We start from the raw sequence: 14,103 nt of genomic DNA, 5'->3' as shown, positions 1-14,103 counted from the left end.
ACCGAATGGGTGTCGGCCTCTTCGTGTGTGCCCCAAACGCCCTCGGGCAGTGTCCGCGGGCTGTTAGCATCCGCCGATTGTCGTTAACTTCTCAAGGGGGAGCGGTGGCGCGAGTGTCGGGGTGGCTGAGTGTGGGCGTTGTCGCCACCGGACTGTCCATGAGCGTGCTCGTCGGGGCCGGTGCGGCCGGCGCCAACACCGGCGGCGACAGCGACGCCGGGGGTGACCGCGGCCCGTCGTCGGCTGCCGACAGCGGCCCGCAACGGCCCGCCGCGCGCGACCTCCGGACCTCGCTGCGCGACCTTCGGACTCGGGCCGAGCGCTCGACCGAGGTCGAGACCCGTGCTGGGACGGCTGTCGGGGCTGACGGCACCGCGGCGCCGCCGAAGCCGCGCCGGACGCCCACCGATCGTGGCCTTGACGGTCTTCGCGAGGCCGCCGAGTCGGTGAAAGAGCTTGGCGAGCAAGCGGTGTCGCGAATCGAAGCGAGCCTCGACCGAGCCGGGCAGTCCGTCGCGGGCCAGGTTGCGGGGGAGCGGGCCCACGAGAGCGACCCGCGGCCCGCGGCCCACAAGGACATCGCAGCGATTCCCGACCGTGTGCGGGAGGCGCTCAGGGCGACGCCGCGGCGCCAGGCTGTCGAGGGTGCAGTCGCCCAGCACTGGGTCACCAAGGACGCCGACGGCCCGACCGGGCGAGCTGTCGAGACCGGCGTCGGGATCGCCGCCGACGCCCTCGCCGGCACCGATGCCGGGTCCGAACCCACGTTCACCGTCGAGCGCACAGTCTCGGAGTCCTCGACCACCGCGGTGCCGACCACGCAGGCCGTGCTGCGCCGGCCCCTCGCGCGCCTCGACGAGGTGGCAGCCCGCCTGATCGATCCCATCGGGAGGGCCCTGCTCGATCCCACCCGCACCGAGACACCCCGACCGGTGACGGTGCTGAGCACCGTCCTGTTCACGATCTACTCGGCGCTGACCCGAGTGCTCGAGGGCCCGCCCGCGGTCCCGCCGAACCTGCGTGACCGAGTCCAGGTCAGCAGTTCCACGCTGGAGATCACCGAGGGGAACGAGGTCCCTGCCGACTGGTACCTGCCCATCCGTGCCGAGGGGGAACCCGCGCCCGACAGGTTGATCCACCTGCAGCACGGCTTCCTCGCCAACGGCCCGATGTACAGCTACACCGCGGCGATCCTGGCCGACCGGACCAACAGCGTCGTGGTCGTCACGTCCCTGACCTCGAACCCGTTCGCCGCGGGCGGCATCTGGCTGGGCGGCGACGCCATGCACAAGGCCGTGGCCGACCTGTACCTCGACGACGACCGGACTGCGCTGAACGACAGCCTGCGGACCGCGCTGGACAAGGCCGGTCGCGATGACATCACGCTGCCCGATCGGTTCGTGCTGACCGGGCACTCCCTGGGCGGGGGATTCGCGCCGGGCGTCGCGGGGCACTACGCCGAGGGTCTGCTGCTCAAGCGGGAGACGGACCCTGACGCCCCCAACCAACTCGCGGGCGTGATCGTGTACGACGCGGTGCCGATCTCGCCGATCATGCCCAACGCGATGGCCCGCCTGGCGGCGTTGGAGGCCAGCGGCGACCCAAGCGGCTACGTGCCGGTGTACGAACTCGGCGCCCCGCTGAACCCCCTCAATATGTTCAGCCACGTCGACGGCGAACTCTCCGACGCCCGACCTGGGAAGTTCAACGGTGTGGTGCTCGTCGGCGGTGTGCACATGGACGCGATGCTGGGCCACAACCCGCTCACCCAGACTCTGGCCTACCTGATCGCGGGCATCCCGCAGCGGCAGAATCCGCTGGCCGTGCAGGACCTGTCGGTGGGCTGGATCGATGACATGTTCTCCGGCCGAGTCGACCCCGCGACCGGTAAATGCGAGGACGACTGTGCGGGTCAGTACGCCGGACCCGGGCAACGGTTCACCGTCGAGACCGCCGCCGGCGCCGCGACGGCCGTCGTGATCGACTCGCGCCCCGGCGCCGACCGGCCCGGCGTCGTCACCCAGCTGGTGAACCTGATCGTCTCGAACGTGACCGGCGCGCTGCTCGGGGCGCCGTCCTCACCGGGTCCCGGCGTCACGGTGGGCACGTCTGCACTGCAGATCTCCGAAGGGCGCACCGTCGAGGCGGACTGGTACTTCCCCGACGCCGAGCCGACCGGGGTGATCTACCTGCAGCACGGGTTCTTCCGCAGCAACGACAACGTCAGCGCCTTGGCGGCCGACTTGGCGCGCAGCACTGGCGCCGTGGTGGTCGCACCCTCGATGTCATCGAATTTCCTTACCGCAGATGGCTTCTGGATCAACGGCGCCCCGACGCAGCAGGCCGTCGCGACCCTGTTCTCCGGTGATCGGGCGGCGCTGTCGGCGAGTGCGGCCGCGGCGGGATTCACCGGTGAGCTGCCCAGCGAGTTCGTCCTGGCCGGGCATTCCGCGGGCGGGAACCTGGTCACCGCCGCGGCGGGGTACCTCGCCGCCTCTGGTGCCGACCTCGGCGACTTCAAGGGTGTCGTGCTGTTGGACGCCGTCGACGGCGGCGGCGCGATGCGCACCGGCCTGCGCAGGCTGGAGTCCACGGGGGTCCCCGTCTACCAGATCGCCGCCGAGCCCTGTCTGTGCAATGCGTTCGGCTCGGGCACCGACGTGTTGACCTCCGAACGGGCGGGGCGCTTCGTCGGGGTGCTGGTGACCGGAGGCAGCCACATCGACGCCGAGGGGGTGAATTCGGGCCCGCTGGCGGGGTTGGTGTGCGGCTACTCCACACCGCAGAACTCCGCGGCCGTGCCCACGCTGGCCGCAGGCTGGGTCGCCGACATGCTGGCCGACCGGATCAGCCCCGAGACCGGGGTGTGCGCAGGCGACTGCGCGGGCTACTACGGCGAGCCGGGTTCGACCATGATCGGTGGAGCCCGGGTGGTGCGGCTGGACTCCGGGGTGGGGGCCCGCCCCAGCCACGACGCGGTGCGAAGCCCCGTGCAGGTGGCGGCCTGAACGGGCCGGCACCGCGAACTCCCCACCTTCGGCGCGTCACCTCTTGACGGACGGGCGATCAGGGGCCAATCTGTTTCCCAGCATGTTCGCACCGGTAGTTTCAGACGCCAGCCAGCGCCCTGCCTTCGGGTCACCAAGGCGAACCATGCAGGTGTTACCGAGCGGTAGTTGAGGAATGCGCCGTCCTGCGCTATTGTTGGACGTTGCGCTGGCTGCCTCCTGCCCATCATCAGCATCGACACCGTAGGTCTTGCCTGAGCTCTGCTCAGTGAAGCTCGTTCTGTGCCGTGGTTGCGGGTCTGGTTGTCAACCAGCCGATACCGACGCAGATAGCGCGGCGTGCGGACCCGGTCTTCTGGGCTTCCGCCAGTCGCATGAGGTGCTGGAAGGATGCATCTTGGCAGTCTCTAGCCAGAGCAAGTCAGTAGCCACCACGAACAACTCCGTCCCAGGAGCACCCAACCGTATTTCCTTCGCCAAGCTCCGTGAGCCGCTCGAGGTTCCGGGGCTGCTCGACGTTCAGACGGAATCGTTCGAGTGGCTGATCGGAGCCGATCGCTGGCGTGAGCGCGCCGTCGACCGTGGGGATGTCGACCCCAAGGGTGGGCTCGAGGAGGTTCTCGACGAGCTGTCGCCGATCGAGGATTTCTCCGGCTCGATGTCGCTGAGCTTCACCGACCCGCGTTTCGACGAGGTCAAGGCTCCAGTCGACGAGTGCAAAGACAAGGACATGACGTACGCGGCCCCGCTGTTCGTCACGGCCGAGTTCATCAACAACAACACCGGCGAGATCAAGAGCCAGACGGTCTTCATGGGCGACTTCCCGATGATGACCGAAAAGGGCACCTTCATCATCAACGGCACCGAGCGCGTCGTCGTGTCGCAGCTCGTCCGTTCGCCCGGTGTCTACTTCGACGCCAACATCGACAAGTCCACCGAGAAGACCCTGCACAGCGTCAAGGTCATCCCGGGCCGCGGCGCCTGGCTCGAGTTCGACGTCGACAAGCGCGACACCGTCGGTGTCCGCATCGACCGCAAGCGTCGTCAGCCGGTCACCGTGCTGCTCAAGGCGCTGGGCTGGACCAACGAGCAGATCGTGGAGCGCTACGGCTTCTCCGAGATCATGATGTCGACGCTCGAGAAGGACCCGACCAACGGCACCGACGAGGCGCTGCTGGACATCTACCGCAAGCTGCGTCCGGGCGAGCCCCCGACCAAGGAGTCCGCGCAGACCCTGCTGGAGAACCTGTTCTTCAAGGAGAAGCGCTACGACCTGGCCCGCGTGGGCCGCTACAAGGTCAACAAGAAGCTGGGCCTGAACGCCGGCCAGCCGATCACCAGCTCGACGCTGACCGAAGAGGACATCGCGGCCACCATCGAGTACCTGGTGCGCCTGCACCACGCCTCGATCGACGGCCAGCCCGCCGTGATGACCGCCCCCGGCGGCGTCGAGGTCCCCGTGGACGTCGACGACATCGACCACTTCGGCAACCGTCGTCTGCGCACCGTGGGTGAGCTGATCCAGAACCAGATCCGGGTCGGCCTGTCCCGTATGGAGCGTGTCGTCCGCGAGCGGATGACCACGCAGGACGTCGAGGCGATCACGCCGCAGACCCTGATCAACATCCGTCCCGTCGTGGCGGCGATCAAGGAGTTCTTCGGCACCAGCCAGCTGTCGCAGTTCATGGACCAGAACAACCCGCTGTCGGGTCTGACCCACAAGCGTCGCCTGTCGGCGCTGGGCCCCGGTGGTCTGTCCCGTGAGCGCGCGGGCCTCGAGGTCCGCGACGTGCACTCCAGCCACTACGGCCGCATGTGCCCGATCGAGACCCCTGAGGGTCCGAACATCGGCCTGATCGGCTCGCTGTCGGTGTACGCGCGGGTCAATCCGTTCGGTTTCATCGAGACGCCGTACCGCAAGGTCGTCGACGGTGTGGTCACCGACCAGATCGACTACCTGACCGCCGACGAGGAGGACCGCCACGTCGTGGCGCAGGCCAACTCGCCGATCGGCGCCGACAACCAGTTCACCGAGGCGAAGATCCTGGTCCGCCGTAAGGGCGGCGAGGTCGAGTTCGTGACGCCCACCGAGGTCGACTACATGGACGTCTCGCCGCGCCAGATGGTGTCGGTGGCCACGGCCATGATTCCGTTCCTCGAGCACGACGACGCCAACCGCGCCCTGATGGGTGCCAACATGCAGCGCCAGGCGGTTCCGCTGGTCCGCAGCGAGGCGCCGCTGGTCGGTACCGGCATGGAACTGCGTGCCGCGATCGACGCCGGTGACGTGGTCGTCTCCGAGAAGGCCGGCGTGGTCGAAGAGGTCAGCGCCGACTACATCACGGTGATGGCCGACGACGGCACCCGCCAGACCTACCGGATGCGCAAGTTCGCCCGCTCCAACCACGGCACGTGCGCCAACCAGCGCCCGATCGTGGATTCCGGGCAGCGCGTCGAGGCCGGTCAGGTCGTCGCCGACGGTCCCTGCACCGAGAACGGTGAGATGGCCCTGGGCAAGAACCTGCTCGTGGCGATCATGCCGTGGGAGGGCCACAACTACGAGGACGCCATCATCCTCTCGCAGCGCCTGGTTGAGGAGGACGTGCTCACGTCCATCCACATCGAGGAGCACGAGATCGACGCCCGCGACACCAAGCTGGGCGCCGAGGAGATCACCCGGGACATCCCGAACGTCTCCGATGAGGTGCTCGCCGACCTCGACGAGCGCGGCATCGTCCGCATCGGCGCCGAGGTCCGCGACGGCGACATCCTGGTCGGCAAGGTCACCCCTAAGGGTGAGACCGAGCTGACCCCGGAGGAGCGCCTGCTGCGTGCCATCTTCGGTGAGAAGGCCCGTGAGGTCCGTGACACCTCGCTGAAGGTTCCCCACGGTGAGTCGGGCAAGGTCATCGGCATCCGCGTGTTCAGCCGCGAGGATGACGACGAGCTGCCTGCCGGCGTCAACGAACTGGTCCGCGTGTACGTGGCGCAGAAGCGCAAGATCTCCGACGGCGACAAGCTGGCCGGACGCCACGGCAACAAGGGCGTCATCGGCAAGATCCTGCCGATCGAGGACATGCCGTTCCTGCCGGACGGCACCCCGGTCGACATCATCCTGAACACCCACGGTGTGCCGCGTCGTATGAACATCGGCCAGATCCTGGAGACCCACCTCGGGTGGGTCGCCAAGACGGGCTGGAACATCGACGTCGCCGCGGGAGTCCCGGAGTGGGCGTCCAAGCTGCCGGAGGAGCTGCACAGCGCCCCGTCCGACACCAAGACCGCCACCCCGGTGTTCGACGGTGCCCGCGAAGAGGAGCTGCAGGGTCTGCTGTCCTCGACGCTGGCCAACCGCGACGGCGAGGTCATGGTCAACGGTGACGGCAAGGCGACGCTGTACGACGGTCGTTCCGGCGAGCCGTTCCCGTACCCGGTCACGGTCGGCTACATGTACATCCTGAAGCTGCACCACCTGGTGGACGACAAGATCCACGCCCGTTCGACCGGGCCGTACTCGATGATCACCCAGCAGCCGCTCGGTGGTAAGGCGCAGTTCGGTGGTCAGCGGTTCGGCGAGATGGAGTGCTGGGCCATGCAGGCCTACGGCGCTGCCTACACGCTGCAGGAGCTGTTGACGATCAAGTCCGACGACACCGTCGGGCGCGTCAAGGTGTACGAGGCGATCGTCAAGGGCGAGAACATCCCCGAGCCCGGCATCCCCGAGTCGTTCAAGGTGCTGCTCAAGGAACTGCAGTCGCTGTGCCTCAACGTTGAGGTGCTCTCCAGCGACGGCGCCGCGATCGAAATGCGTGACGGTGACGACGAGGACTTGGAGCGCGCTGCTGCGAACCTGGGAATCAACCTGTCTCGCAACGAATCCGCGTCCGTCGAGGATCTCGCCTAACTAGCCATATCTATCCCGTACAGGGGAAAGGGAGTTTACGTGCTCGACGTCAACTTCTTCGATGAACTCCGCATTGGCCTTGCCACCGCGGACGACATCCGGAACTGGTCCTTCGGCGAGGTCAAAAAGCCGGAGACCATCAACTACCGCACGCTCAAGCCCGAGAAGGATGGGCTGTTCTGCGAGAAGATCTTCGGACCTACTCGCGACTGGGAGTGCTACTGCGGCAAGTACAAGCGCGTCCGCTTCAAGGGCATCATCTGTGAGCGCTGCGGCGTCGAGGTGACTCGCGCCAAGGTGCGCCGTGAGCGGATGGGCCACATCGAACTGGCCGCACCCGTGACGCACATCTGGTACTTCAAGGGCGTTCCGTCGCGCTTGGGCTACCTGCTGGACCTCGCGCCCAAGGATCTCGAGAAGATCATCTACTTCGCGGCGTACGTCATCACCTCTGTCGACGACGAGATGCGGCACAACGAGCTCTCCACGCTCGAGGCCGAGATGGTCGTCGAGAAGAAGGCCGTCGAGGATCAGCGCGATGCCGACCTGGAGGCCCGGGCCCAGAAGCTCGAGGCCGACATGAAGGAACTCGAGGACGAGGGCGCCAAGTCCGACGTCAAGCGCAAGGTCCGCGACGGTGGCGAGCGCGAGATGCGTCAGCTGCGTGACCGGGCCCAGCGTGAGCTGGACCGGCTCGACGAGATCTGGACCACCTTCACCAAGCTGGCTCCCAAGCAGCTGATCGTGGACGAGAACCTCTACCGCGAGCTCATCGACCGTTACGGCGAGTACTTCACGGGCGCCATGGGCGCGGAGTCGATCCAGAAGCTCATCGAGACCTTCGACATCGACGCCGAGGCCGAGAGCCTGCGCGACACCATCCGCAACGGCAAGGGCCAGAAGAAGCTGCGTGCGCTCAAGCGACTCAAGGTCGTGGCCGCGTTCCAGCAGTCGGGCAACTCGCCGATGGGCATGGTGCTCGATGCCGTGCCGGTGATCCCGCCGGAGCTGCGCCCGATGGTGCAGCTGGACGGTGGCCGCTTCGCGACCTCCGACCTCAACGATCTGTACCGCCGCGTCATCAACCGCAACAACCGGCTCAAGCGACTGATCGACCTCGGCGCGCCCGAGATCATCGTCAACAACGAGAAGCGCATGCTTCAGGAGTCGGTGGACGCGCTGTTCGACAACGGCCGTCGCGGCCGTCCGGTCACTGGGCCGGGCAACCGTCCGCTCAAGTCGCTGTCCGATCTGCTCAAGGGCAAGCAGGGCCGGTTCCGCCAGAACCTGCTCGGCAAGCGCGTCGACTACTCGGGCCGTTCGGTCATCGTGGTCGGCCCGCAGCTCAAGCTGCACCAGTGCGGTCTGCCCAAGCTGATGGCGCTGGAGCTGTTCAAGCCGTTCGTGATGAAGCGTCTGGTCGACCTGAACCACGCGCAGAACATCAAGAGCGCCAAGCGCATGGTCGAGCGTCAGCGCCCGCAGGTGTGGGACGTCCTCGAAGAGGTCATCGGCGAGCACCCCGTGCTGCTGAACCGCGCACCCACGCTGCACCGCCTCGGCATCCAGGCCTTCGAGCCGCAGCTGGTCGAGGGCAAGGCCATCCAGCTGCACCCGCTGGTGTGTGAGGCCTTCAACGCCGACTTCGACGGTGACCAGATGGCCGTGCACCTTCCGCTGTCGGCGGAGGCGCAGGCCGAGGCTCGCATCCTGATGCTGTCGTCGAACAACATCCTGTCGCCCGCGTCGGGCCGGCCGCTGGCCATGCCCCGACTGGACATGGTGACCGGTCTGTTCTTCCTGACCACCGAGATCGCCGGGGACACCGGCGAGTACACCCCGGCGGCCAAGGATCAGCCGGAGAGCGGCGTCTACAGCAGCCCGGCTGAGGCCATCATGGCCTTCGACCGCGGTGCGCTGAGCGTGCGCGCCAAGATCAAGGTTCGCCTGACGCAGCAGCGTCCGCCGGCCGAGATCGAGGCCGAGCTGTTCGAGAACGGCTGGAAGGCCGGCGACGCCTGGACCGCGGAGACCACGCTGGGTCGCGTGCTGTTCAACGAACTGCTGCCCAAGGGCTATCCGTTCGTGAACAAGCAGATGCACAAGAAGGTCCAGGCCGCGATCATCAACGATCTGGCCGAGCGCTACCCGATGATCGTCGTGGCGCAGACCGTCGACAAGCTCAAGGACGCCGGCTTCTTCTGGGCCACCCGTTCGGGTGTCACCGTCTCGATGGCGGACGTCATCGTGCCGCCGGAGAAGGCCGAGATCCTCGAACGTTACGAGGCCCAGGCCGACGGTATCGAGAAGAAGTACCAACGCGGTGCGCTCAACAAGGACGAGCGCAACGAGAACCTGGTGAAGATCTGGCAGGAGGCCACCGAAGAGGTCGGCCAGGCACTGCGGGCCCACTACCCGTCCGATAACCCGATCATCACGATCGTGGACTCGGGCGCCACGGGTAACTTCACCCAGACTCGAACGCTGGCCGGCATGAAGGGTCTGGTGACCAACCCGAAGGGTGAGTTCATCCCGCGCCCGATCAAGTCCTCGTTCCGCGAGGGCCTGACGGTGTTGGAGTACTTCATCAACACCCACGGTGCCCGTAAGGGTCTGGCCGACACCGCGCTGCGCACCGCCGACTCGGGTTACCTGACCCGTCGTCTGGTGGACGTGTCGCAGGACGTCATCGTCCGTGAGGCCGACTGTGGCACCGAGCGTGGCATCACCGTCACGATCGCCGAGAAGCAGGCCGACGGCACGCTCATCCGCGATCCGCACGTCGAGACCAGCGCCTATGCGCGCACCCTGGCCTCGGATGCGGTCGACGAGAGCGGCAACGTCGTGGTCGAGCGTGGACATGACCTGGGCGACCCGGCCATCGACGCGCTGCTGGCCGCGGGCATCACGACCGTCAAGGTCCGTTCGGTGCTGACCTGCACCACCGGCACCGGTGTGTGTGCGTACTGCTACGGCCGCTCGATGGCCACCGGCAAGCTCGTCGACATCGGCGAGGCCGTCGGTATCGTCGCCGCGCAGTCGATCGGTGAGCCCGGCACGCAGCTGACGATGCGTACCTTCCACCAGGGTGGTGTCACCGGCGGCGCCGACATCGTCGGTGGTCTGCCCCGTGTTCAGGAGCTGTTCGAGGCCCGCGTTCCGCGGAACCGTGCCCCGATCGCCGACGTCACCGGGCGGGTCCGCCTCGAGGAGAGCGACAAGTTCTACAAGATCACGATCGTGCCGGACGACGGTGGCGAGGAAGTGGTCTACGAGAAGCTCTCCCGGCGTCAGCGTCTGCGCGTGTTCAAGCACGACGACGGCACCGAGCGCCTGCTCGCCGACGGCGACCACGTCGAGGTCGGTCAGCAGCTCATGGAGGGTTCGGCAGATCCGCACGAGGTGCTGCGTGTCATGGGCCCGCGCGAGGTGCAGGTGCACCTCGTCGGCGAGGTCCAGGACGTGTACCGCGCGCAGGGTGTGTCGATCCACGACAAGCACATCGAGGTGATCGTTCGCCAGATGCTGCGTCGTGTGACCATCATCGATTCGGGTGCCACCGAATTCCTGCCCGGTTCGCTGACCGAGCGCAGCGAGTTCGAGTCGGAGAACCGTCGCGTGGTGGCCGAGGGCAATGAGCCCGCGGCCGGCCGCCCGGTGCTGATGGGTATCACGAAGGCATCGCTGGCCACGGACTCGTGGCTGTCGGCGGCGTCGTTCCAGGAGACCACTCGTGTGCTCACCGATGCGGCGATCAACTGCCGCAGCGACAAGCTGCAGGGTCTGAAGGAGAACGTGATCATCGGCAAGCTGATCCCGGCCGGCACCGGCATCGCCCGGTACCGCGACATCGCGGTGCAGCCGACCGAAGAGGCCCGCGCTGCGGCGTACACGATCCCGTCCTACGAGGATCAGTACTACAGCCCGGACTTCGGCCAGGGGACCGGCGCTGCCGTTCCGCTGGACGATTACGGCTACTCCGACTACCGGTAGTCGAAAGCAGTTCGAGAAGCCCCCGACTGGGTAACCAGTCGGGGGCTTTTCGTGCGCGGGGCTTCGGTTGCGGGGAGGGGGACATGACGTGAACTATGCTCACTCCACCTATCGAGAGGCTCCCGTGTCGGCGATTGACGAGACGCCCGTCGTGCGTGCGGCGGAGTCACCAGAGGGGCGTGCGCTCCAGCGCCGCCTGACTCTGATCCGGCGGATCGCCATGACGACCTGGGCCGCGGTCGTCGTGTTCCTGACCGTCACCGACGGGTTCGCCTTCAACCGGGAACTGCTGCTGGTCTACATCTGCGCGGGTCTGGCCGCGGCCAGCATCGGCCGGCGCCGGGTGCTGTACGTGATCCGGGACTGGCTGCCGTTCGCGTTCATTCTCATCGTCTACGACCTTTCGCGCGGCGCCGCTGACCTGATCGGCCGCCCGACCCTGTGGCACTGGCAGGCGGACGTGGACCGGTGGATGTTCTTCGGCGTGATGCCGACGGTGTGGCTGCAGGAACAGCTCAAGCAGGCGCACCCGCCGTGGTGGGAGGTGGTCATCAGCACCACCTACATGTCGTTCTTCATCCTGCCGTACGTGATCGCCGCGGTGCTGTGGCTGCGCAATCGTGAGGAGTGGAAGAGGTTCGCGAAACTCTTTGTCGCGCTGTCATTCTCAGGGCTGGTGATCTATACGCTGCTGCCCGCGGCGCCGCCGTGGGCGGCCGCGAGGTGCACCGCCGACGACGTGGCCGGCGGGCCCGCGAACCCGGCGTGCATGTTCACCTCCGCCCGCGGCGTTCCCGACGGCGGCGTGCTGGGCGCGATGGCGCACAGTCAGGCCGGTGCGCACGACTGGGTGGAGCGGATCTCCACGCGTGGCTGGGGTGTGCTCAACCTCGACACCGCACGTGCCCTGCTCGACCAGGGGCAGGCCAGTGTGAACCTGGTGGCCGCGATCCCGTCGCTGCATGCGGGACTGAGCCTGGGCATCGCGCTGTTCCTGTGGAACCGCATCAACCCGTGGTGGCGTCCCGTGCTGGTGGCGTACGTGCTGACGATGGCGTTCACACTGGTGTACTCGGCCGAGCACTACGTGATCGACATCCTGCTGGGGTGGGCACTGGCCCTGGCCGTCGTGTGGATCCTGGCGGCGATGGACCGGCGCCGCGCCGACGGGTCAGCTCAGATAGACCTTGCGCAGGGTCTCGGTGACGGTCCAGACGGTCTGCGCGCCGGCGGCCAGTCGCACGACGTCGCCGGGTCCGAGGGTCAGGCTCGCAGTGTCGTCGGCGAACTCGACGGTGGCCGCACCGGATAGCACCACGAAGACCTCGTCGGCCTCGACGTCGGTCATCACTCCCGGGCTCATCTCCCACACGCCGACCTCCAGGCCGTTGAACTCGCCGAGTTCGGCGACAGCCGTGGTCGGGGCGCCGCGGACGGCCTGATCGGCGGGTACGGGTTCATGGCTGAGGTTCATCGAGGCGGCGGACACCGACGTGTTGGGCTGCATGGCAGTCACCCTATCCATTACATGCTTCCGACAACCGTCGTAGATATGTAACATCGGACTCATGTCGGACACTCACGTCGTCACGAATCAGGTCCCCGCGTTGGAGGATCACAACCCGGCCACCTCGCCGGTGCTCACCGAGGCCATCGTGCGCGAGGGCGGGGAGTGGGGACTGGATGAGATCGCCACGCTGGGCGCGCTGTCCGGGACCGCGCAGGCTCAACGCTGGGGTGAACTCGCCGATCGGAACCGCCCGGTGCTGCACACCCACGACCGCACGGGCCACCGCATCGACGAGGTCGAGTTCGACCCCGCGTACCACGAGTTGATGCGCACTGCGATCACGCACGGCCTGCACGCCGCGCCGTGGGCGGACGATCGTCCGGGCGCCCACGTCATCCGCGCCGCCAAGACCTCGGTGTGGACACCCGAACCCGGGCACATCTGCCCGATCTCGATGACCTACGCCGTGGTTCCCGCCCTGCGGCACAATCCCGAACTGTCCGCCGTCTACGAACCACTGCTGACTTCTCGGGTCTACGACCCCGAACTCACGGTGCCGACCGCCAAGGCCGGCATCACGGCGGGCATGTCGATGACCGAGAAGCAGGGCGGATCCGACGTGCGGGCCGGCACCACTGCGGCCGTCCCCAACGGCGACGGCAGCTATTCGTTGACCGGGCACAAGTGGTTCACCTCCGCCCCGATGTGTGACATCTTCCTCGTCCTGGCCCAGGCGCCCGGCGGTCTGTCCTGCTTCCTCCTGCCGCGCGTGCTGCCCGACGGCACCCGCAACCGGATGAACCTGGTGCGCCTCAAGGACAAGCTCGGCAACCACGCCAACGCGTCCAGCGAGGTCGAATACGACGGCGCGACAGCGTGGCTCGTCGGCGACGAGGGGCGCGGCGTCCCGACCATCATCGAGATGGTCAACCTGACCCGCCTCGACTGCGCGCTGGGCAGCGCCACCAGCATGCGCACGGGCCTGGCGCGGGCGGTGCATCACGCGACGCACCGCAAGGCCTTCGGCGAGTACCTGATCGACCAGCCGCTGATGCGCAATGTGTTGGCGGACTTGGCCGTCGAGGCCGAGGCCGCGACGATGGTGGCGTTCCGGATGGCCGGGGCCACCGACCGCGCGGTCCGCGGTGACGAGCGTGAGTCGCTGCTGCGCCGCATCGGGTTGGCCGCGGCCAAGTATTGGGTGTGCAAGCGCTCGACCGGGCACGCGGCCGAGGCCATGGAGTGCCTGGGCGGCAACGGCTACGTCGAGGACTCGGGGATGCCGCGGCTGTACCGCGAGGCGCCGCTGATGGGCATCTGGGAGGGCTCTGGCAACGTCAGCGCGCTGGACACGTTGCGCGCCATGGCCACTCGGCCCGACTCGGTGGACGTGCTGTTCGACGAACTCGCGCAGGCCGCGGGTGCCGACGCCCGTCTCGACGCGCACATCGCGCAGTTGAAGCCGCAGCTCGGCGACCTTGAGACGATTGCGTTCCGCGGTCGCAAGGTGGCCGAGGACATCTGCCTGGCGATGCAGGGCGCGCTGCTGGTGCGGCACGGGCATCCGGCCGTCGCCGACGCGTTCCTGGCCACGCGCCTGGACCGGCGATGGGGAGGGGCCTACGGCACGATGCCCGCGGGCCTCGACGTCGCACCGATCCTCGAGCGCGCACTGGTCAAGGGATGAC

The 14,103-nt window shown here is 67.5% G+C and carries 5 protein-coding genes and 1 pseudogene; 5 read left to right on the top strand and 1 reads right to left on the bottom strand.

The features are described 5' to 3' along the window. Positions 1 to 104 precede the first annotated feature (104 nt). From G6N34_RS19155 to G6N34_RS19140, 4 genes are all read left to right on the top strand, one after another. Entirely contained in the window at positions 105 to 3,008 is a 2,904-nt protein-coding gene (locus G6N34_RS19155) for an alpha/beta hydrolase family protein (protein ID WP_133057714.1), read from the top strand. A gap of 379 nt (positions 3,009 to 3,387) precedes the next feature. Next, positions 3,388 to 6,912, top strand: a complete 3,525-nt coding sequence (gene rpoB / locus G6N34_RS19150; protein WP_085149725.1) for a DNA-directed RNA polymerase subunit beta — start codon at positions 3,388 to 3,390, stop codon at positions 6,910 to 6,912. A gap of 39 nt (positions 6,913 to 6,951) precedes the next feature. Then, on the top strand, positions 6,952 to 10,905 hold the full coding sequence (locus tag G6N34_RS19145) for a DNA-directed RNA polymerase subunit beta' (RefSeq protein WP_085149724.1): 3,954 nt from the start codon (positions 6,952 to 6,954) through the stop codon (positions 10,903 to 10,905). 124 nt (positions 10,906 to 11,029) lie between these two features. After that, positions 11,030 to 12,217: a phosphatase PAP2 family protein gene (locus G6N34_RS19140; RefSeq protein ID WP_407663279.1), complete on the top strand. Its 1,188-nt coding sequence runs from the start codon at positions 11,030 to 11,032 to the stop codon at positions 12,215 to 12,217. On the opposite strand, the pseudogene G6N34_RS28095 reads toward G6N34_RS19140, so the two are convergent. Beyond that, a pseudogene (locus G6N34_RS28095) lies at positions 12,146 to 12,379 on the bottom strand (cupin domain-containing protein); the annotation flags it as partial. The gene G6N34_RS19140 and the pseudogene G6N34_RS28095 overlap by 72 nt on opposite strands. A 94-nt stretch (positions 12,380 to 12,473) precedes the next feature. Here G6N34_RS28095 and G6N34_RS19135 point away from each other — a divergent pair. Beyond that, the gene (locus tag G6N34_RS19135; protein WP_085149722.1) at positions 12,474 to 14,102 is read left to right on the top strand and encodes an acyl-CoA dehydrogenase family protein; all 1,629 of its coding nucleotides are present in this window, start codon (positions 12,474 to 12,476) and stop codon (positions 14,100 to 14,102) included. Position 14,103: the final 1 nt, after the last annotated feature.

Origin of the sequence: Mycolicibacterium confluentis (genome assembly GCF_010729895.1) — a bacterium.
Classification (GTDB): Bacteria; Actinomycetota; Actinomycetes; order Mycobacteriales; family Mycobacteriaceae; genus Mycobacterium; species Mycobacterium confluentis.
Note: the sequence above shows the minus strand (reverse complement) of the source record. Positions and strands in the feature narration are given on the sequence as shown.

Bases quoted from the DNA above. Each gene is read 5' to 3' on its own strand.
- G6N34_RS19135 (WP_085149722.1), top strand. From the start codon at position 12,474: ATGTCGGACACTCACGTCGTCACGAATCAGGTCCCCGCGTTGGAGGAT.